This window comes from Flavobacterium taihuense (assembly GCF_019351435.1).
GTDB lineage: Bacteria > Bacteroidota > Bacteroidia > Flavobacteriales > Flavobacteriaceae > Flavobacterium > Flavobacterium taihuense.
The window spans coordinates 13,083-37,089 of the sequence record NZ_JAHWYN010000003.1 but is presented as its reverse complement, the minus strand read 5'-3'; the positions used below and the strand labels follow the sequence as shown (position 1 = coordinate 37,089).

Sequence of the window (24,007 nt, the reverse complement as noted above, 5' to 3'; positions counted from 1 at the left end):
TTTTGAGTAGGTTTTAGATTCTTTTAATTGGAGCTCATCGGTAATTCATAAACCTCAGCTTTTTTATTATTAATGGTAACCAATAGGTATTTTTTTCCATTAAAATGAATAATATCCAAATGTCGAACCGCTTTTTGTGTCAAGTCAATCCCTATTTGATTGCCCAGAAATATCGTTTTATCGTCTTTGATTAATGCCCCAGAGAATCCATCAAAGCGGCTATGGTAAGGTGTAACTCCAAAATAATTCCCTGCTGCAAAAACTTCTTCTTTGGCATCACTGTCAAAATTCGACTTCACAAAACTGGTAATAGGCGATACTTGTAATTTATTGGCAAAAGGAACGAAAGTAAATTTGCCATTATCATTTCTCAAATAACCCGATTTTAAATTATGTACTTCATACAATTTCCCTTTTTCCAGCATTTTCATATCAAAAACTTCCTCTAATGGTTTTCCTGCAAAAGATTTATAACTATTGAATTTCTTTTTCAGCAAACCACTAAACTCCTCTACCAGCTCATCAAGTCCTAATGTTGTATAATATTTCCCATTCTTCTCTTTGGCTACAATGGTTTCAAAAGTTCCATTTTTATCAAAATCATCATAATACATTTTCATCGGAAATTCTTGTGACGCTTTGAATTTCGAATTCAATCCCCAGTTACCTACCAAATAATCTTGATCTCCGTCATTATCAATATCAAAAGGAATAATCGATTGATATAATCCGTTGCTTTTTTCAGGAAAAATTGTTTCGGTTACATTTACAAATTTTCCGTTTTTATTAGCAAAGAAAGTAGGCTTCATCCATTCGCCAACAAGAATTAAATCTACAATGCCATCTTTATTAAAATCACTAAAAACAGCATCCGTAACCATTCCTATTCCTTCAAATGTTTTCGCATCCGCAAAAGTAAATACCCCGTTAGTATTCTTCAACAAATAACAATTAGGTGTACTTCCGAATCTGTTATTCAATGAATTATTACCTACAAATAAATCAAGATCTCCATCCTTATCATAATCAAAAGCTTTGACCACTGCAGCATTTTGAGCAAGTTTAGGCAAAACTGAATTCACCAATTGATTCCCTTTAGCAACATATAATCGGTCTTGCAAATTCGAAGCATTCTCTCCTCCTCCGGAAGCCACAAACAAATCATTGATTTTGTCATTATTGAAGTCTCCAATTACTGCAGATACATCTTCAAAAACAGAATCTTTTTCGATTTCACCATATCCTTTTTTAGAAAATCCATTTGCGTTTTGAATATAAACGGCAGCCTTTTTTCCTTTGGAACCACCAAAAAAGATATCTTCTTTTCCATCACCATTCAAATCTCCTATAGCTGTAGCTGGCCCTCTATCGGAACGCTGATATGGAATTAATTTTTGATACACAAAATCAATAAAGTCATTTTCCTGATGTGTAAAATCAATCCCCAATCCCGCTTCTGTTTTTTTGAAAATTGGAATTACTTTAGGATGTAATGTTTGGTAATCAAAAAAATTTCTGTTGGCATTAGCATTTATCGTCAGGGTTTGATTACACTTGACATTTTTCAATGTCTGGTAGGTTTTATCAGGCCAGATTACCACTAAAGAATCAATTGCTGCTATTTTTCCATATCCAAAATGAAGCATCGGTTCTGATGAAGACTGAAAACCTCTAGTGGTTTGCAATTCTTTGAATTGTTTCTTTCCTTTTGAATACGAAATAACTTTTGCCCCAATTCCGAAAGTGTTTTTGCCTGCAAACCGAAGTTTTACTTTTAAATAATGCGATGTTTTATTCGTTTGATTAATATAAACCGAAGCGATGTTGTTGATGTTATTGGTAACTACATCCAAATCTCCGTCATTATCCAAATCGGCATAACCGCTTCCGTTCGAAATAATAGAATCATTCTCTATCCATTGATTGGATTTGTTAATGAATTGTAAATCTGGGGCACCTTCAAAAATAAAATTAGACACATTTCCTTTTGGCATTTTTTTCAAAGCCATTTTATCCAGTAACTTAGTCGTACTGATTTTACTTTTGACCTGTTCATTGGAATAGTATTTCACATAATCCAAATCGTTTGGTCGTTTTGGAATTCCATTACACACAAATATATCTTGTTCTCCATCCTGATTGTAATCGGCAAATAAAGCACTCCAGCTCCAATCGGTTGCAGCAACACCACTCAATAAAGCCGTCTCCGTGAAATGTTGTCCTGCCTGATTGATTTGCAGCATATTTCGGGTATATTGATAATGATAACCATACTTTTCGGTTCTCAATTTTAACATTTGAACATTGTCATCTCCGAGTGAAGATTTCAAAACTTTTTCGTCATCCGGAAGCATATCGAGTGACATTATATCAGGAAAACCGTCATGATTGACATCGGCTACATCTACCCCCATAGAAAACCGACTAGTGTGCCCAAAATAGTTTTTAAGACATTCTGTAAATGTTCCATCTCCATTATTAAGGTAATAATAGTCATCTTCGTGAAAATCATTCCCAATATAAATATCAGGATAGCCATCCAAATTAAAATCAGATACAGCTATACCCAGACCATATCCATTGGCACCACCAAAAACTCCTGCTTGTGCACTTACATCTACGAATTTACCGTTGTCGTTTCTAAATAATTTATCACCACACTCATAATTTCTATTGTTTCTAATATTGGCATTGCCAAAAGACAACTCCGAATGTACCGCATGATTTAACAAGTACATATCCAAATCGCCATCCAGGTCATAATCAAAAAATGCTACTGATGTGCTGTAATTATCAAGATCCAAGCCATATTCGGCCGCACTCTCTGTAAACGTATTGTCTTTGTTGTTAATAAATAACTCATTATGTCCTTCAAATCCATTAATCCCAACAACAGCAGATACATAGATATCGAGATAACCATCTCCATTCACATCAGCCATTACAGTTCCTGTGTTCCAATCGCTTTGACCTTCTACCCCAGCCTTTTTTGAAATGTCTTCAAATTTATTATTGCCTTTATTGAGATACAATTTATTTTTTCCTTGATTGGAACTAAAATAAATATCGACTAAACTGTCATTATTAATATCTCCTAAAGCTACTCCTCCTCCATTATAATAATAGAGATAATCGAGTATGGAGATATTTTTTGATTCTAAAAGCTCATTATTGAAGGTGATATTGCTTTCTTTAGGTGATAGCTTTTCAAACAAACGATTTTGTTTATCTGAACAACTTAACAAAAGCAATGCGCCTAATCCAATAGTATAAAATTTATTCATTGCTTTTAAATATTTTTGGTGTATTATCATTGATTACCGCAAGTATTGAAACTGCTTTATTTTTGTTTTTCAAAGTTTTAACATGTTTTACTTCTCCTTTTATAAAGAACCCTGATTGATTGTACGGCAACCATGAATAAGCTCCTAATTTATTCCCTAAAAGCACACTTCCATAATTGGAATCTATTCTTCCATATTGTGGTTTGAACTCGTATTGATTTCCTCCCAAAATGAGATCTTGAATCCCATCCTTATTAACATCTGTTACACAAATTGCATTCACACATGAAAACTGAACTTCTTTTGGTAGCAACTTAATTTGAAAATTGCCATTACCTTTGTTGATCGCGATTACACTCTTTTGTATGGTTGCTGTTTTTACAATGGAATTATCTACTACATCCTGAGCGAATATTTCCTGAAATGATTTCTTGGCATAATCTGCATAGCTCAAATTTTTCTTTTTTATAGAAGGTATTTGACCTGCTAATTCTTTTTTTAAATGCAATGGCATATCTTTTCCTTCAATTGCACGAGTAGTAATTTGTTCTATGGTACCGTTATTGTCGAAATCATTGACAAACATTCGCATCGGATTTTTCTCGGATGCCTTGTAAGTAGTATTCGTTCCTTTATTGCCAAGTACCAGATCTTTCTTGCCATCATTGTTTAAATCTACACAACTTACAGCATTCCAAAAACCGGTAAAATTGGTCAGATTGGATTTGAAATCTACCAAACGATGTCCCGTGTTTTTGAATATTCGTGGTGCCATCCAGTCGCCAACGACAATTAAATCTTTCTTTCCATCATTGTCAATATCTTCCCAAACAGCATCTGTAATCATTCCCACTTCATTCAACTTGAATGCCTTTTTATCCGTAGCATTGGTAAAATTCCCTTTCCCATCATTTTCTAACAACAATTGTTTAGGATCGATACCGTAGACTCCAGGCACACTTCTGCTACCCACAAAAACATCCATATCACCATCATTATCATAATCACAAGCAGCAATTACAGCAACGTTATTATTGGTTGTTGGAATATTGGTTTTGCTTTTGGTAAAAACTCCCTTTCCGTTATTCAAATACAAACGGTTTTTGTAATTAGCCTGATCGGCTTTTTCATTTCCACCCGAACCTACCATTAAATCTAGATCACCATCATTATCGGCATCAAAGAAATCGGCGGCTGTATCTTCATAATTGGCATCAGCAACTAAATCAATTTGTTTGGTTATAGAAAAAGTGTCATTCCCTTTGTTCAAATAAATATTCCCTGCCATTCCTTTGGCCCCTCCGATAAAAACATCGTCATTACCATCTCCATTGATATCGGCAACAGCTAGAGAAGGCCCTTCTTGGGAAAGCATTTTTGAAATCAAACCCTCGTAATCAAAATCGATATAATCATTTTCTTTGTGTGCCAAAAATGAACTTGATTTTTCAGAGAACAATGGTTTTACATCAGGCTTTCTTGAAGTAAACGCAAGAGTTGCATCCACAATATTCAAATTAACTGTCGAATTATTGGCCACCTTTTTAATGATTTGGTATTTCCCGTTCGGCCAAATGACTTGAAGTGAATCTATTTTTTTGGTTCCAATACCAAAAGTCATCACATAATCGACTGAAGATTGAAAACCTCTAGAGGGAATCAATTCTTGTCTTAAAATATCTTTTCCAGAAAACAATTCGACTACGCTACCAATGGCAAATTTATTTTGGTTTTCACCTTTCAATTTTACTTTTACAAAATGGTTTTCTTTCTTTTTCTCTGAATTATTTTGGTAAACAAAAGCTTCTTGATTCACATTACTCACTATTAAATCAAGATCACCGTCATTATCCAAATCTCCATAAGCTGCACCATTTGAAAAACTTGGAGTACTCAATCCCCACTTTTCTGCTTCATTAGTAAACGTTAAATCTTTGTTGTTTCTATAAGCATAATTTGGAATCGGCGTACTAGGCATTTTATTAATAACCGTTTCAACGTCTTCTTTCTTGCCCGTAACCGCCATTCTTTGGACTAAATCATTGGCAAAAAAGTCCATAAAATCTTGATTGGTCAAATCTTTACTAATCCCATTACACACATAAATGTCTTTGTACCCGTCATTATCCATATCAAATAATAGTGCACCCCAGCTCCAATCGGTTTTGGCAACACCTGCGTAATTGGCAATTTCAAGAAATTGATTGTTTCCATTATTCAATTGTAACGTATTTTGCATGTATTGATAGAAAAAATCCAAGTTTAATTTTCGGGTAAACAAATCATAGTTATCAAAACTGGTAGTTGTTTTCAAACGTTCATCGCCTTCAGGCAACATATCAGTTACAAAAACATCTGTCCTTCCGTCATTATTTATATCGGCCATATCTGCTCCCATGGAAGACTGACTTGTATGCGATGCCCAACTTTGAATTTGCTCACTAAAAGTTCCATTTTTATTATTGATGTATAAGTAATCGCGTTCGTAAAAGTCATTTGAAATGTAAATATCCGGATATAAATCTCCGTTAACATCTCCAACTGTTACACCTAATCCAAAGCCAATAAGACTTCCGTAAATACCGGCAGCTTCACTTACATCTACAAATTTACCGTTATCATTACGCATCAGCTTGTCCCCTCCGCCTTTTAGTATGTCGCTAACGGTCCAATCTTTGTCGCGTAATTCTCTCTTATTGGAATAATTAAGACTGCTTACCGGAATAAAACTATTATTTAAAATATACACATCTAAGTCACCGTCTTTATCATAATCAAAAAAAGCGGCATGAGTCGTAATGCCCGTATCGGCAAGGTTGTACTCAGCTGCTTTTTCAGTAAAAGTCAGGTTCCCGTTATTGATAAATAATTCGCTTTTTCTTTTTGCATCAATGCCATTTCCAGCATTGCAAACAAAAATATCCAACAATCCATCCCCATTGATATCAATCATTTCGACACCCGTGGACCAAGATTTGGTCATAACGATCCCTGAAGATTTAGAAATATCTTGAAACTTGAAATTTCCTTTATTGAGATACAATTTGTTCTCTCCAAGATTTGAAGTAAAAAAAACATCCGATAAGCCATCGTTGTTAATATCTCCAATAGCCACGCCACCACCATTGTAAAAATTTCGGTATTTGAAGATATTCATGTTTTTTCCGTTCTTAACTTCATTAACAAAATTAATTCCGGTTTTAGAAGATTCTAGTTTGGTAAATAAACTATTTTCATTAGCGCTATTTTCTTTGGAACAATTAGAAAAAATAATAATTAAAAGAGAAAATAGGACAACTCGATTGTGCATAGTATTTGGTAGTATTTGGTTAGGGAATTGACTCTGTTATTACAGTCTAAAATATACAATAATTAGTAATAAAAAAGTAAAAAATATAAAAAATTAAATAAATAAAGAGGGTAATAAATTACCCTCTTTATAACTAACTCAAAACAAAATGAAGTAAAAAAAATTCTTAGTATCCAGGGTTTTGCGTTACATTAGGATTAAATAATGCATCAGCTGGTATAGGATATAAAGCATACTTAGGATCTGAAGTTGTTGGTTTTAATTCTCTTGGAGCTAAAAACTTCCCAAAACGAATCATATCATTTCTTCTCCAACCTTCATACCATAATTCTTTTCCTCTCTCAAGATATATACCATCTAAAGTTGCTGGAGTAGAACCTGCTGGCAATTTAGCTCTTAAATCAATTTGATCTAAGATAGCTTGCGCTGTTGCAGCTCCTCCTGTACCACCTCTCAAGGCAGCTTCAGCTTTCATCAACAAAGCATCAGAATAACGCATCAATACATAATCATTTTCCGGATTTCCTAAATTAGCATGATCAGGTTCATATTTTTGAGTACGGATACCAGCAGTTTCAAGTGTAGGCCCACTAGTAATCATAGTTACTTCTTTAGTGAAAAATAACGGATGCCCATTTCTATCGTGTAAATCAACAACACCTCCTAAATAATGAACATAAGGAACATTGTTTTTATAATCGGCCTCTGTCATAAGTGATTTTGTTCCATCCTTATTTGTTTTATAATTTCCTTCTGGACCATACATTTGTCCATATTGAAAACCAATTGGATTTCCATAATACTGAATAATTGATGGTGAAGTGTGTTGTCTACGATCATCTGCAGCATCAAATTTATTATAATATTCTGCTACAGTTGCAAAGCCATTCCATCCATCAGGAATTTGATTGTAGTGCATCCCCATTCTCCATCTTGATTGTATTCCTCCACCAGATCCTAACACATTTTTGGATGAAAAAATAATCTCATTTGAAGTATTGTTTGTTGGTGCAAAATTACTCCAATACTCAGGTGCTAATGAACTTGAAATAGCATCAACATTTGAAATCACTTTATTCATATCAGCTGCATCAAATGTATAAGGACCTGCTGCATTATCCGCATTAAAGACACCTTTGTTCAAATACAATTTAGCCAATAAATAATGAGCTGCATCTGCATTTGCAATACTAGCGTCATTAGCAACACGAGCTGGCAACTTAGCAACAATAGCTTCTAATTCACTTATTACAAAAGCAGTAGCTTCTTTTCTAGTCCAAAATTTAGGATTATCTGTAATATCTGTCCCTTCTTCTCTGTAAGGTGCTTGGCCAAACAAATCAATGACATTATAGTAATAGAAGGCTCTTAAAAAACGGGCTTGTGTTTTTTGGGAATCTGTTGCTGTATTATAAATAACTAAGTTACAGTTATAAACGTTAGTCAACAAAGAGTTCCAAGCATTTCTAATCTCTACATTATCCGATCCCCAAGTGTGCACATGAAATTGTCTCCATTTTGCATTATCATCCCAGTCACCACCCCTAGTAGGGCCAACCAAACCATCTCCAGACATTTCATCCAAAGTAAACATTTTGTCTTGATCTTGAAATCCTCTTAATCCTTCATAAGCTGATTGCAAGAAAGCAGCAGTATTTACAGTTCCACCGGCTTCATTATTAATTACAAAACCATCTAAAACCTCTTCATCTAAATTTGTACAGCTCACTCCAAATGCTATTGTACCTACAAAAAAGATGCTTTTAATTATATTTATTCTTTTCATTTTTTTCTTAATTAAAATGTTACATTAAGTCCAAAAGAAATACTCTTATCTCTTGGGTACGACAAATAATCCATTCCGGCAGAAGGAACTCCGTTAAGCGCTTTATTAGTATCCACCTCTGGGTCAAATCCAGAATAATTAGTGATAACGAATAAATTTTCACCACTTACAAACAAACGAGCTGAATTTAATTTTATTTTATCCATGAAAGCTCCTTTGAAAGTATAACCAACGGTTAAATTTCCTAATCTTAAGAAATCTCCACTTTCCAAGTATTTAGTTGAAGGTGAGTTTGGATCACTTCCATTTTGTGGAGAACTAGCTACTTCTGGAGTCACGTTTCTACCTCCATACAATGCACTTTTGAAAAAGTAAGCATTGGCAGTATTATTATACAAATAATGACCAAAAGCACCATAGAAAGACATTCCAACATCTAAGTTTTTATATTTAAAACTAGTATTGAATCCAAGATTTATTTTTGGTAAAGGTTGTTTGTCTAATAATTTTTTGTCTGCATTACCTAAACCAGTATCTGATCCGTCTGCTGCAGCGTAAATAGAATTCCCACTGGCATCATATCCCCTAAAATCATACAAGAAGTAAGTATATAATGGATATCCATCTTTTATAATCTCTGCATTAGCACCAGACAAACCTTGTCCATTAATACCACCTGCTAGTAACGAAACAGACCCAAAGTTAGTCATTTTATTTTTCAAAAAAGCAGCATTTATACCGAAATCCCAAGACATATCTTCTTTGTCAATAATTTTGTAGTTTAAAGCAACTTCAATACCATCATTAATTAAATTTCCTGGCAAATTAACACTTCTATTAGATCCTGGCCCTGGTTGTGCAGTAGCTTGTGGCACTGGCGCAATCAAATCCTGAGTATCTCTTTTGTAGTAATCTAAGGACCCTGACAAACGATTATTCAAAAACGTAAAATCAAGACCTACACCGTATGAATTGGTGGTTTCCCAACGCAATTCACTATTTGCTCCCGAAACTGTTTGCGGCGAACCACCATTTCCATAATTGGCTTTATTAAGAGCTGAATTTACAGGAAACTCTTGATTTCCAGTAATACCCCAGTTTCCTCTTACTTTAATATCATTTAAAGCACCATCACCATTATTGACGATTTTATAAGCAGCTCCAACTGCTGGAAAATAACCCCATTTGTTATCAGCACCTAATTTTGTAGATCCGTCAGCACGAATAGATCCATTAATGATTAAATTTTTATACAAGGTAACTTCTGCCTTAGCAAAATAAGATTGCAATTCAATTCTATTTTTGAAAGAAGATGTTCTAAATTCTTGAGCAATTCCTCCTTGAATATTATCAATAAGATTCGTTTGTTCTGGCACATATCCAACACCTCTTGCATTAGATCCTTCAGTATCATAAGAATAATAAGAGAAACCAGCTAATGCATTAAGAGATACATTGTCACTGAAATTATTATCATAAGTTAATGTGTGCTCTATTGTTTTATTAAACTTACTTATTCCAGATATTTCCGCAAAACCTCTTTTTTTAACACCTCCATTAGAAGGGTCATTTTTAATTAAATCCTGACTATTGATTAACATTGTAGGCAATAGTTGACGTTTTCTAACTGAATTAGATGATTCTACACCAAATAGGAATTTATATTTAAAATGACTTCCTAGTTTCAAAGTTGCGGCAACACTTCCCAGCACTTTATTTGTAGTCGTATGATCATCGTAAGAATTCAGCAATTGAACTGGGTTCAAATAGTCCTCAGCAATAAAAGTATAACTTCCATCTGGCTGGTATATTGGTAAAGTTGGATTCCAATACAAAGCAGTACCAATTAAATTCCCAATATAACCCGCATCATTACTAATTAAAGTAGTTTGATCCTTTAGTCCTGCATAAAGTATGTTTGTATCAATTCTTAATACACCTCCAAAAAAATCATTGTTGTTTGAAAAAGAGGCTGTATACTTATCAATTCCAGTGTTTTTTACAATTCCGTCTGTATTGCTAGCTCCCAAAGAAAGTCTTGTATTAGAACTTTCGCCTCCACTACTGATAGATACATCATTATTAGAAGTAAAACCACTTCTTAAAATAGCATCTTCCCAGTTGTAGGATCTAGATCCTTTATCTGGTCCACCTGCTGCTACAAACTCATCTCCATCTAATAATTTAAAATCTCCAGACATAGTACTAAATCTTACAGAAGAATTAAATGTCAATGTTGGAACTTTTGTTTTTCCTTTTTTGGTTGTGATTACGATAACTCCATTGGCACCGCGAGATCCATAGATAGCTGTAGAAGAAGCATCTTTCAAAACTGAAATACTTTCAATATCATTTTGATTGATAAAGTTTAAAGGATTTCTTGCAGAAGAAGATCCCAATCCTGCCACATCAGAACCACCTGAGGATACATCTCCACCATCTAATGGAACACCATCTACAACATATAATGGATTATTTCCAGAACGAATAGATGAGTTTCCTCTAATTCTTACCGAAACACCAGCTCCTGGTTCACCACTAGTTTGTGTTACTTGTACCCCTGATACCTTCCCTCTTAATAATTCTGAAGGAGAGGTAGCTGAAATGTTATCAAAGTCTTTCGAACTAATCATATCAACGGCACCTGTAGCATCTTTCTTTTTGACAGAACCATAACCTACAACTATAACTTCATTCAATTGGCTTTGATCTTGCGCCATCACTACATTTATAGTGCTTTTACTCCCGACACTAACTTCTTGAGTTTTAAGACCAATGTAACTAAAAACTAAGACTGCGTCTGAACCCACATTCTTAATTGTAAATCTTCCATCAAAATCAGTTTGGGTCTCCGTTTTTGATCCTTTTACCAATATCGAAACCCCAGGGAGCGGGCCACTCGCATCAGTCACCAATCCTGATATATCTTGCGAATATATCAAGCTTGTACATAGCATGGTTATGAAAACCATTAAGCCTTTTTGTAGACTATTTTTCATACGTAATAAATAAGTTAGTTAATAATTTGGTTATTTGTTTAAAATATAAAATCAAACATAGTTATTTTATTAAGAAAATTTTAAGAAAAACAAAACTACAACGTTATAGTTGTACCGAAAACGTTTTCGATTTCAAAAATAGAGTGTTAAAATTTTAAGAAATAAAAAAATATAATGAAATAAAAAAGTGTAAAAAAAACACATTTAATTATTTTTACCCATTTTATTTGCAATATTCAAAATTTAATGCAAAACCAATCTTTAATTGAATGTATTTACTTACGGTAAAAATAAAATCGTCTCGTAGCTGAACAATATATTTACAAAACTCTGATATTCAAGTAAGTGAATTTGTAATGCTGAATAAAAATTTTCCCAAACTATTTGGCACAAAAAAGCCACAAACACGAAATTTCATTTTTCCGTAAAATGTTACTTCATGTTTGTGGCAATACTAAAATTGTTTCTATTTTATTGTAATTGTCCTATTGTCAACACCAATCCCTTTTATGGTTAAGGATTTCCATTGCTTAGGCAAAAGCCCTTTATTGTACTGCAATCCTTTATCCGTTTGTTCCACACCTCCAAAACCATAAATAACAGCCTGAAGCATCGCACCTGCACCAGTTGCAAAATAAGGATTATTACTATTGGCCGATTCCGAAAACACTCCAAATGGCGGACGGCTATTCGGCAAATAGGATTTAACAAAGTAAGCATACGCTTTATCCTTATCTCCCAATCTAGCATACAATACTGATAAAACTCCAGAAGCCATTGCTGGTCCATCTTTTTTATCAATTTTTTCCGCATAATAGTCTAAGTCCTTTTCGATTTGTTTTCTATCTGTGATAACGTGCAAGGGATAAGCCAACAAATTAACATCGGCTTGTTTGATTGTTTGCCCTTTGTATCCTTTGTAATTTTGGGTAATTCCGTTTTCGGAATGAATAATTAACTTATTCGATACCTCTATCCACATTGGATTTACGGGTTCATTCAAAATGGCTGCAGCCTTAATCGTATTTTTCAAAGCTTCTATAGCCGAGGCATTAGTAAATGCATTGTCATCGACATGTTGCGCATACTCATCAGCACCCACCACATTTAAAATTGAATAACTACCGTCATCATTATTGACAACACGGCTTACCCAAAAATCAGCTGTTTCCTTGAGTACCTTGTATTCATTTTTAAGCCACACTTTGTCTTGGGTATAACTGTAATAATTCCAAAATGCAATGGCGACATCCGCAGTAATATGCTGTTCAAAAATTCCTGTCAAAGCCCAAGTCGGAGTAGCTTCTTCTCCTGTATCATCTGATTCCCAAGGAAACATCGCCCCTTTATATCCATAAATAGTGGCTTTTTGCTTGGCCTTCTCTAAACGATCCGAACGATAGTCCAAACACGATTTGGCCATATCCGGTTGCAAAGCCAGAAGTGTAGGGTACATCCAAAGTTCACTATCCCAAAAAATATGCCCATTATATCCTTGCGAAGACAAGCCCATAGGCGCAATACTTTGTCTGGTTTCTGGACGATTAAAGGAATACAAATTGTACAAAGCAAACCGAACACGCTGCTGTGCATCCAGATCCCCATCTATTTGAATGTCCCCGGTATTCCACAATTCGAGCCAGGCCTGCTTGTGACGATTCAACAAATTATCGATTCCTTGTTGCAAAGCATAAATTGGCTGTCTTTCGGATTCATTTAATGGATCATTAAAATCTCTTGAAGTACAAATTCCTCCAGCAATGGCAAAACGGTATTTTTTCCCTTTCAGTAATTTTTTAGTAAAACCGACTTCATTTCCCGTTTGTTTTAAAGATTCATTTTCTCCATCAAACAGAAAAGTAGTCGAAGCTGAAACTGTGTATTTCCCTGTTAATGTTTTGGCTGTTGTACCAAAAACAGGCATTAAATACTGATTATCTTTCAATACTCGAAACTGACTTTTTGCATCTTTTAGTTCATCAGGAACGGTCATATAATTATTAGCCGTAACCTCAATGTCTTTATTCGGAGTAATTTCAATAATAGCCATCGCGGAATATGGCACTGCTCTATTGGCTAAAATAGTGTAATCAATATTGGCCATTTCTTTAAATGAAAATGAAGTTGTACTTGTTCCTTCTTTCATATTGACAACCTGACTCCAATTTGAAATATTGTCGGATTTGACTTCCTGATTTTCTAGAATCAAATGAAGGTTCAAAAACTCAATACCCCGAACTATTCTACTGATTCCATTTTCAGGGCTACCATCATACACCCCGTTCAAAATTATTTCTTTGGTTTTTAAAGGAGTATCATCAGTAACAATTCCGATTTTTCCATTGGCCATAGCCACACCAAAATAATTTTCTCTAGAATTAGCATACAAATGCCACTCATCTGATTTTGTCTGACCTATCATCATTGAACTAGTCAACAAAACTAAAAACAACACTTTTACATTTGAATTCATATTTTCTTTTTTTATTAGCTCTTCAAACTTAAAACTTTTAATCCTTAACTCATTGAAATTTAAATCGAAAACGTTTTCGAAGCTCCGAAAACGTTTTCGATTTTTATTAATGAAAATAACTAAAAAAGGAATCCTAATTTTATAATTCCATATTTTTTTAACTTAAACACAAAAGACAATGCAATTGAAAATCCATCGAATCGTATTCGTTTTATCATTCAATCTACTTGCATTGTTATTTTCTTGTAAAAAAACAGAAAACAAAAACACAATAGCCATTCCTACAACAGAGACAATTGTAGTCGATTCTGTTTTGCTTTACAAAGAACCTTTTCGCCCACAATTTCATTTTTCACCAGAAAAAAAATGGATGAACGACCCTAATGGTTTATTATTCTACAAAGGAACCTATCATTTGTTTTATCAATATTTCCCAAGGGACATTGTTTGGGGACCTATGCATTGGGGACATGCTACCAGTAAAGATTTAATCCATTGGGAACACAAAAAAATCGCCTTATTCCCAGACAAATTAGGACTTATTTTTTCTGGAAGTGCCGCAATCGATATCAATAATACTTCAGGACTGGGAACTATTGAAAATCCACCAATGATTGCCATTTTTACTTATCACAACATGGAAATCGAAAAGGCAGGGAAGATTAATACGCAATCTCAAGGTTTGGCTTACAGCCTTGATGAAGGAGAAACTTGGACAAAATACAAAGGAAATCCAATTATAGGAAACAACAGTTTAAAAGATTTCAGGGATCCTAAAGTTTTTTGGAATCCAGAAACGAAACTTTGGAATTTAACTCTGGTTGCCGGAGATCATGCCCAATTTTACAGTTCAAAAAATTTGATTGATTGGACATACATGAGTCAATTTGGCAAAAACAGAGGTGCCCATGGTGGCGTTTGGGAATGCCCTGATCTTTTTAAACTCCAAGTAGAAAATTCTACAACAGAAAAATGGGTTTTACTCATTAGTATCAATCCCGGAGCTCCAAATGGAGGTTCCGGAACACAATATTTCATTGGAGATTATGATGGAAAAAGTTTTAAAACCAATCAAAAAGACATTCGATGGATTGATTACGGAACCGACAATTATGCTGGTGTAACTTATAATGATGCTCCAAATAACGAACGTATTTTTATTGGCTGGATGAGTAATTGGCTGTATGCTCGAAACACCCCTACAAAAAACTGGAGAAGTGCCATGACCTTGCCCAGAAAACTTTCGTTAGAAAAAATAGGCGATAATTATGTTCTCAAAAACAATCCAATCCAACAATTGAAAACAATTATAATCCCTGAGTATTCAGAAGAATTATTGACTATTCAAGCAAGTAGAAAAATAGTTTTCGAATACAATAATCTAAATCAATCTCAAATTGATTTTAAAGCTCTTGCCAAAAATTTAAAATTAACTTTTTCGAATGAAGTTAATGATTCATTAGTCCTCATTTATGACCACAAAATGAATACCTTTTCGATAGACCGAACCCATTCTGGATTGGTCAATTTTGAAGCTAATTTTGGAAAATCAATTCATAAAACCGAAACACCAAATCTGACTACACCAACTTTAGAATATCAAATTATTCTAGATTGGTCATCAATAGAAATTTTCTTAAATGGCGGAGTTTATTCCTTCACAGAACAAATTTTTCCCAACAAACCCTATATGAAATTAAGCATACAGTCCAACGAAAATCAAGAAATAAAGAACCTAAGTATTGCTAAAATAAAAGGTATTTGGGAAACCAACTCTACATCCAAACCCTCTAAAAAATAAAAATGAACAACGTACAAAAATGGTCCATAACCGTCGCGGTCGCCGGTTTTTTATTTGGTTTTGACACTGTAGTTATATCAGGTGCCAACTTGCCTATCAAAGAATTATGGCACACAACTCCCCTATTTCACGGATTATTCATCATGTCGATGGCATTGTGGGGAACTGTTTTAGGCGCATTGTTTGGCGGTATTCCTTGTGACAAATGGGGAAGAAAAAAAACCTTGTTATGGATTGGAATTTTATTCTTAATATCTGCATTAGGCTCGGCGTTGGCTCCCAATCCGTATGTTTTTTCTTTTTTTAGATTCATAGGCGGAATTGGGGTTGGAGCTTCCTCGGTAGCAGCTCCTATTTATATCTCCGAAATTTCAAGTGCCAAAAACAGAGGAAAACTAGTTGCTCTTTTTCAATTCAATATTGTATTTGGAATCCTGATTGCTTTTTTCTCCAATTATCTATTCGAAGGTTTTAGCGGTGCAAATGATTGGCGTTGGATGATTGGCATTGTTGCAGTACCCGCATTAATCTACAGCATCATTGTTTTACAAATTCCAGATAGTCCACGTTGGCTAATTTTAAACAAAAAAGACGATGCAACAGGCTTGAAAGTTCTTGAAATGATTTTTTCTAAAGAAGAAGCTTTGGAAAATTTTAATGAAATCAAAAAAGATGTGGTCGACTCCACTGAAAAAGAAAAATTATTTACCCACAAATACAAATGGCCAATCGTCTTGGCTTTCTTAATTGCTTTCTTTAACCAACTCTCTGGCATTAATTTCATTTTATACTATGCGCCGGAAATATTGGAAATGGCAGGATTAGGCTCCAAAGAATCTTTGATGAATTCCATACTCATAGGTGCAATAAACCTCGTCTTTACCATTATTGGAATGCGCTTGATTGATATTTTAGGTAGAAAATTATTAATGACTATTGGCAGTATTGGTTATATTTTGAGCTTATGCATAATAGCTTGGGCTTTCAATACCAATGCAGGACCTACCATTTTATTAACATCCATTCTGGTCTTTATTGCTTCACACGCTATTGGTCAGGGAGCTGTAATTTGGGTGTTTATATCCGAAATATTCCCAAATACAGTTCGTGCTCGAGGGCAATCCTTTGGCACCAGTATTCATTGGATTTTTGCCGCATTAATTACTTTACTCGGTCCCGTTGTTATTGATATGTTTCACGAAAACCCTTGGCCTATTTTTGCATTTTTTGCGTTCATGATGGTATTGCAATTGACATTTGTTTTATTCATGATGCCCGAAACCAAAGGATTATCACTTGAAGAATTAGAACAAAAAATGATTACCGAATGAAAGCAACAAATCAAAAAATAAGTGTGGTATGTTTTGGAGAAGTCTTGTTTGACGTTTTTCCAACCCATAAAAAAATTGGAGGAGCTCCATTAAACGTGGCTATTCGACTAGCTTCTTTGGGAATACAATCTCAAATAATAAGTCGAATAGGAAATGACGAGATAGGAAAAGAATTGCTGCAATACATTAAAGACCACAACGTAAATTCGAGTTCCATACAAGTCGACAAAGACTTAAAAACTGGTGAAGTCATCGTACAATTGAATGATAAAGGTTCCGCTTCTTATACTATAAATTATCCTGCAGCTTGGGATAAAATTATCGAAACGCCAGAAGATGAAATTATTGTAAAAAAAGCCGATGCATTAGTTTTTGGCAGTTTAGTTTGTAGGGATGCCGTTTCTCAAAACACTTTATTTGAATTAATAAATTATGCAAAATACGCTGTTTTTGATGTCAATTTACGAGCTCCCTTTTATACTAAAGAAGTTCTCAATCATCTGATGCATGAAGCCGATTTCATCAAATTTAATGATGATGAACTTTATGAAATTAGTGAATCTCTTCAATCACCTTTTCATTCATTGGAACAAAACATGCTTTTTATTGCAGAACAAACCAGTACCAAACATATTTGTGTTACCAAAGGCAGTCATGGAGCCGTTTTATATTACAACAATCAATTCTACTACAATAGTGGTTACAAAATAAAAGTAGCCGATACAGTTGGAGCTGGCGATTCTTTTTTGGCTGGACTTTTAAGCAAATTATTAGCTGGAGAATCCCCTCAAAGCGCCATCGATTTTGCGTGTGCCATCGGAGCATTAGTAGCACAAAAAGAAGGAGCCAATCCCAAAATCAACGAGTCAACCATTGATTCTTTTATGAATCCATTAAAAAAATAAAAAACAACTGAAATGAAAAAACATACCACATTTTCGCTCTTATTAGTTTCCCTTATTACTATCATTTGCAATACTATGACAGCTCAAGAAAAAAAAGTGCCTATTGACCGAAAATGGTGGAAAGAAGCAGTCGTTTACCAGATTTATCCGCGGAGTTTCAAAGACTCTGATGGAGACGGTGTAGGCGATTTGAAAGGAATTATTTCAAAATTGGATTATATCAAAAGTTTGGGTGTCGACATCATTTGGCTGAATCCTATTTACAGCTCCCCAAATGCCGATAACGGTTATGACATTTCTGATTATCAAAATATAATGAAAGAATTTGGCACCATGCAGGATTTTGATGCTTTGTTAAAAGGAATGCATCGAAGAGGAATCAAACTCGTGATGGATTTAGTTGTCAATCACAGTAGTGACGAACACAAATGGTTTCAAGAAAGTCGAAAATCCCGTGACAATCCATACCGAGATTATTACCACTGGTGGCCAGCCGAAAAAGGAAAACCGGCATTTCGCCCGGGAGCATTTGAAGCCGATGGAAGTGGTTGGAGATATGACAAAACTACCGACTCTTATTACCTGCATTATTTCAATTTCAAACAACCCGATTTGAATTGGGAAAACCCAAAAGTAAGACAAGAAATTTACAGCATGATGCGTTGGTGGTTAGACAAAGGTATCGATGGCTTCCGAATGGATGTGATTCCTTTTATTTCCAAAGATCCTAGTTTTCCTGTAATTACACAAGCAGAATTAGACAAAAACTACCATGGCCGTTGGGATGTTTATATGGGAAGCGGTCCTCATTTACATGAATATCTTCAGGAAATGAATCGTGAAGTTTTAAGTAAATACGATTGCATGTCATTGGCCGAAGGCGCAGGAATGCTTACCTCAACAGCTTTGAATTTTGTGGATGCCGACAGAAAAGAATTGAACATGGGCTACCATTTTGAAGGAACCAATTTGGGATATGTTCCTGGTTACTTCAAAAAAGCGGGACCATATTCCTTAGTCGATTTCAAAAAAATCTACTCCGATTGGGATGCCGTTTATCAAACGAAAGGCTGGGGAACCATCTACCTAGGCAATCATGATCAGCCAAGAATGGCAACCCGATGGGGAAATGATTCGCCTGAGTTTCATGATTATTCTTCAAAATTACTGACTACTTTTTTACTTTCAATGAGAGGAACTCCATATTATTATAACGGAGACGAAATTGGAATGGTGAATGCCAAGTTTGATAAAATTGAAGATTATCGTGATATTGAAGTTTTTGCAGAATACGAAAAAGTAAAAAATGCAGGTGGCGATCTAAAACAATTCATTGAAGATCAAAAAACAGGCGGAGCAAGAGATAACGGAAGAACTCCTTTTCAATGGAATAGTTCAACCAATGGAGGGTTTACCACTGGAACTCCTTGGTTAAAAGTAAATGACAATCACACTACTTTGAATGCTGAAGCTCAAGACAAAGACCCCAACTCGGTGTTGAATTATTTTAGAAAAATGGTAAAATTACGTAAAAACAATCTTGTACTAGTTTACGGGAAGTACACTCTTTTGGACAAAGACAATCCAAATGTATATGCCTACACCAGAGAATTAGACGGCAAGAAAGTATTGGTGCTATTAAACTTTAGTGATAAAAATGCTTTCGCAAATACTGGAATCAACATTTCGAAAGCCAAAGTTTTAATCAACAATTATGCAGCACCATCAAAAACGGGAGAACTTAGACCGTATGAAGCGATTCTTTACCAACTTTAAAACTAAAATAAATATGAAGTTAAATCATTTTTTATTTTCATGCATAGGTTTAATCCAATTCTCATCTACAACTCTTACTGCTCAAGACAATAAAACGCTACTATTGAAAAACGTAGACACAAAATGGTGGAAAGAAGCTGTGGTGTATCAAATCTATCCACGCAGTTTTAAGGACAGTGATGGAGATGGTGTTGGGGATTTAAAAGGGATTATATCTAAACTGGATTATATAAAAAGCCTAGGAATTGATGCTGTTTGGCTCAATCCTATTTATGCTTCACCAAACGATGACAATGGTTATGATGTTAGCGACTATAGAGCCATCATGAAAGACTTTGGCACCATGGAAGATTTTGATCTTTTATTGAAAGAAATGCACAAACGTGACATTAAACTCATCATGGATTTAGTAGTGAACCATAGCAGTGACGAACACGAATGGTTCAAACAATCCAGAAGTTCCAGAGACAATAAATACCGGAATTATTACCATTGGTGGCCAGCCGAAAAAGGAAAACCGCCTTATAGATGGAGCTTTTTTGATGTAAATAGTGATGCTTGGAAATATGACGCTCAAACCAATTCGTATTACCTTCATTATTTTTCTCAAAAACAACCCGACCTCAACTGGGAGAATCCAAAAGTCCGAGAAGACATTTATGATATGATGCGCTGGTGGTTGGATAAAGGCATTGATGGCTTTCGAATGGATGCTTTTCAGTTTGCTTCGAAAGACACTACTTGGCCAGAGCTACCAAAAGGATATGAAAAAGACATTATAAAATACTACGGAGTTGGACCTCATTTACACGATTATTTGCAAGAAATGAACAAAGAAGTTTTTAGCAAATATGATATTATGACTGTAGCCGAAGGTGCCGGAAGTTCTCCTCAGGACGCCATGCTTTTTGTTGACCCTGCACGAAAAGAATTAAATATGGCCTATCATTTTGAAAGTGTAGATATTGGAAAACATCTAACTGATTTTGGACTGGTCAAATACAAAGCTATTTTTTCTCGATATGACCAAGAATTTAAGGACAAAGGCTGGTTGGCTATTTTTCTGGCCAATCATGATCAGCCAAGAATGGTGAGTAAATTTGGAAATGACACACCAGAATTCAGAACAATTTCATCCAAAATGCTTTCCACTTTTTTAATGACGATGAGAGGAACACCCTATTATTATTACGGAGATGAATTGGGAATGGACAATATCCGTTTTAATAGTATCGATGATTATCATGACCTTGACACCCGTAATAAATATAGTGCATTACAAAACAAAGGAGGTGATTTGAAAGCTTTTTTAGAAGGTGAAAAACAAACAGCCAGAGAAAACGGCAGAACTCCTTTTCAGTGGGATGACAAACAAAATGCAGGTTTTACAACAGGAACACCTTGGCTTAAAGTCAATCCAAATTACACTACTGTAAATGCTGCTCAACAAGAAAAAGACCCTAATTCGACATTGAATTATTTTAGAAAATTAGTTCAATTGCGCAAAAAGAATCCCTCTTTAGTTTATGGAAAATTTGAATTGGTTGACGAAAATAATCCTGCTATCTTTGCCTACACTAGAGAATTGAATGGTAAAAAATTACTAATCCTTTTGAATTTTACTTCCAAGAATGCTTCCGCAAAAACTGGAATCAACATCTCGAAAGCAAAAGTAGTTATGAACAATTATGCAACATCTTCAAAAACAGAAGAATTGCGACCTTACGAAGCTGTAATTTATCAGCTTTAAAATTAATTATTAAAATCATTTCATTTTGAATACCCATACAACCAATATAGTTTCTAAAATTGATAAAAAATGGTGGAAAGAAGCCGTAATCTATCAAATATATCCCCGCAGTTTCAAAGACAGTAATGGCGATGGAATTGGCGATTTAAAAGGTATTATTTCCAAATTGGATTACCTCAAAAGTTTAGGGATTGATGCCATTTGGATTAATCCGATTTATGAATCTCCAAATGATGACAATGGATATGATGTGAGTGATTATTGCTCGATTCTAGCTGATTTTGGCACTATGGAAGATTTTGATTTACTGATGAAAGGACTGCAGGAAAGAGGAATCAAACTCATCATGGATTTGGTATTCAATCATAGTAGCGATGAACATTTTTGGTTTCAGGAAAGCCGAAAATCTAGAGACAATCCTTATCGAGACTACTATTACTGGTGGCCTGCCGAAAAAGGAATTCCTCCTTACCGCTGGAGTTGGTTTGATGTAAACAGTAATGCCTGGAAATATGACGATACTACCGATGCTTATTACTTGCATTATTTTTCACAAAAGCAACCTGATCTCAATTGGAACAATCCAAAAGTGCGCCAAGAACTGTATCAAGTAATGCGTTTTTGGCTAGACAAAGGAATTGATGGGTTTCGAATGGATGCTTTTCAGTTTATTTCTAAGGATGATTCTTTTCCAGAATTGCCATCTGAGATTTTGGGCAACATCCCCGAAATTATGAAATTTTATGGAAGAGGACCACACTTACACGAATACATTCAGGAAATGAATCGCGAAGTTTTGAGCCAATACGAAGTTATGACGGTATCCGAAGGCGCAGGCGCTTCTCCCGAAGAAGCGATGCTTTTTGTCGATCCAGACCGAAATGAATTGAGCATGGCCTATCATCTCGAAGGTGTAGAAATTGGCAAACACCTGGACGAATATGGGTTTGTAAACTACAAAAAATTATATTCCAGATGGGATGAAGGATTCAAAGAAAAAGGATGGCTTTCCATTTTCTTGGCCAATCATGATCAACCCAGAATGGTGAGTAAATTTGGTAATGACGCCCCTGAATTTAGAGAAATTTGTTCCAAAATGCTTTCCACATTTGTCGTTACGATGAGAGGAACACCTTATTACTATCAAGGGGATGAATTAGGAATGGTCAATATCCGTTTTGACAACATTGATGATTATAATGATATCGACACGAAAAATAAATACATCGCTTTACAAAACGAAAACGGAGATTTGAGGGCTTTTCTAGAAGAACAAAAACAAGCTTCACGAGAAAATTCAAGAACACCGATGCAATGGGACAGATCAAAAAATGCAGGTTTTTCAAATGGCACACCTTGGTTAAAAGTCAATCCTAATTATCAAACGATTAATGCCGAAGTACAAGAAAATGATTCAGATTCTGTCTTAAACTATTTCAGAAAATTGGTTCAATTACGCAAACAAGAATCAACACTGGTTTACGGAACCTATACTCTATTAGATGAAAACAATCCAAAAGTATATGCTTATTTAAGAACATTTGAGGATAAAAAAATAATTGTTCTACTTAATTTTTCATCCGAAAAAGCAGCATATAATTGTGGCTACAATCTAGAAAAATCAACCATATTGCTTAACAATTATTCCACTAAAAACAGCACAAGTGAATTAAGACCATTTGAAGCGCTTGTTTTGGCTCTAAATGAATACTAATTGTAATTTTTAAGCTCATTTCAAAAAAAATCATTTACGAAAACCTCAATAAAAAAAATAAAAGACGAACAAATTTACAAATAATAGAAAAAATTAACTTAATTATTATTATATTAAAATTTATTTCTTAAATTTTTATTTTAATCACCAATAATCAATATTAATTATTATTTTTGGAACGAATGAAAAAAATAGCCTCAATAATACTGTTTTCCACACTGCTTGTAACCTTGTTTTACAATGCATTGGGATATCGCATGCTTTTTGCTTTTGATCAAGAGCAAGAGTGGGTAACGGCTATGAAAAAAATTCCAGATCCTGAATTTAAGGTAATCAGCATGAATGCATCTCTTTACGCTTTTGCAGATGACACCGAATTAGAATATGTAAATGAAAACATTACGATAAATAACAAGAGTTATCATATTTTTAAAAAACAAATCAAGGACAATATCCTTAATTTATATTATCTACCTAACATCAATACTTCTTTATCGACCCAAGAAATTGAAAACATCGTTGATGTTCAATTATTCAATGGACTAAATGACAATAAAGGTGCTTCAAAAAAAATAATTAAAACTTTCACGGTAGATTATTTCATACAGCATCCTGAATCTATTGCAATTTCTAATACAGAAAATTTCAAATCAATCCCTTTAATTTCTTTTTCAAAGGAGAAATTACATGCTGGATTCGTACCTTCTTTTTACTCTCCACCAGACTTCGTTTAGTTTTTATTATTTAAGAAAAAACAAAGACTACTATCATTTGATATTATCCTTTATTCGTATTTAGCGGAAGAACTTTCAAAATCAATCTTCATTTGTGATCATTGTTATATTTTAAAAGTCCTTATGGCAAAACATTCGATTAAT

12 protein-coding genes are annotated in these 24,007 nt (G+C 34.5%); 7 read left to right on the top strand and 5 right to left on the bottom strand.

The annotated features are described in order from the left end of the window. Positions 1-23: 23 nt before the first annotated feature. The 5 genes from KZH69_RS03565 to KZH69_RS03545 form a co-directional block, all read right to left on the bottom strand. A complete protein-coding gene (locus KZH69_RS03565; RefSeq protein WP_219316089.1) occupies positions 24-3,284 on the bottom strand; it encodes a VCBS repeat-containing protein in 3,261 nt (1,086 codons plus the stop codon). Continuing rightward, entirely contained in the window at positions 3,277-6,594 is a 3,318-nt protein-coding gene (locus KZH69_RS03560; protein ID WP_219316088.1) for a VCBS repeat-containing protein, read from the bottom strand. The genes KZH69_RS03565 and KZH69_RS03560 overlap by 8 nt, the downstream gene beginning before the upstream one ends. Positions 6,595-6,760: 166 nt before the next feature. Beyond that, positions 6,761-8,380: a RagB/SusD family nutrient uptake outer membrane protein gene (locus tag KZH69_RS03555; protein WP_219316087.1), complete on the bottom strand. Its 1,620-nt coding sequence runs from the start codon at positions 8,378-8,380 to the stop codon at positions 6,761-6,763. 11 nt (positions 8,381-8,391) lie between these two features. Further along, on the bottom strand, positions 8,392-11,379 hold the full coding sequence (locus KZH69_RS03550; protein ID WP_255557631.1) for a SusC/RagA family TonB-linked outer membrane protein: 2,988 nt from the start codon (positions 11,377-11,379) through the stop codon (positions 8,392-8,394). A 466-nt stretch (positions 11,380-11,845) separates the two neighbouring features. After that, positions 11,846-13,852, bottom strand: coding sequence for a kojibiose hydrolase (locus KZH69_RS03545; RefSeq protein ID WP_219316086.1), 2,007 nt, complete (start codon positions 13,850-13,852; stop codon positions 11,846-11,848). A 178-nt stretch (positions 13,853-14,030) separates the two neighbouring features. Between KZH69_RS03545 and KZH69_RS03540 the strand changes: the two genes are divergently transcribed. The 7 genes from KZH69_RS03540 to KZH69_RS03510 all read left to right on the top strand — a co-directional run bounded on the left by KZH69_RS03540 (position 14,031) and on the right by KZH69_RS03510 (position 23,863). Continuing rightward, entirely contained in the window at positions 14,031-15,653 is a 1,623-nt protein-coding gene (locus KZH69_RS03540) for a glycoside hydrolase family 32 protein (protein ID WP_219316085.1), read from the top strand. A gap of 2 nt (positions 15,654-15,655) precedes the next feature. Then, complete coding sequence (locus tag KZH69_RS03535) at positions 15,656-16,984, top strand: sugar porter family MFS transporter (protein ID WP_219316084.1); 1,329 nt, start codon at positions 15,656-15,658, stop codon at positions 16,982-16,984. After that, positions 16,981-17,889 (top strand): carbohydrate kinase family protein, encoded by a 909-nt coding sequence (locus tag KZH69_RS03530; RefSeq protein ID WP_219316083.1) that lies wholly within the window; start codon positions 16,981-16,983, stop codon positions 17,887-17,889. Before KZH69_RS03535 ends, KZH69_RS03530 begins: the two co-directional genes overlap by 4 nt. 12 nt (positions 17,890-17,901) lie before the next feature. Then, on the top strand, positions 17,902-19,665 hold the full coding sequence (locus tag KZH69_RS03525; RefSeq protein ID WP_369410631.1) for a glycoside hydrolase family 13 protein: 1,764 nt from the start codon (positions 17,902-17,904) through the stop codon (positions 19,663-19,665). A 13-nt stretch (positions 19,666-19,678) separates the two neighbouring features. Continuing rightward, the gene (locus tag KZH69_RS03520; RefSeq protein WP_219316082.1) at positions 19,679-21,415 is read left to right on the top strand and encodes a glycoside hydrolase family 13 protein; all 1,737 of its coding nucleotides are present in this window, start codon (positions 19,679-19,681) and stop codon (positions 21,413-21,415) included. Between the two features lie 25 nt (positions 21,416-21,440). Then, on the top strand, positions 21,441-23,129 hold the full coding sequence (locus tag KZH69_RS03515) for a glycoside hydrolase family 13 protein (protein ID WP_255557630.1): 1,689 nt from the start codon (positions 21,441-21,443) through the stop codon (positions 23,127-23,129). Between the two features lie 182 nt (positions 23,130-23,311). Continuing rightward, entirely contained in the window at positions 23,312-23,863 is a 552-nt protein-coding gene (locus tag KZH69_RS03510; RefSeq protein ID WP_219316081.1) for a hypothetical protein, read from the top strand. Positions 23,864-24,007 lie beyond the last annotated feature (144 nt).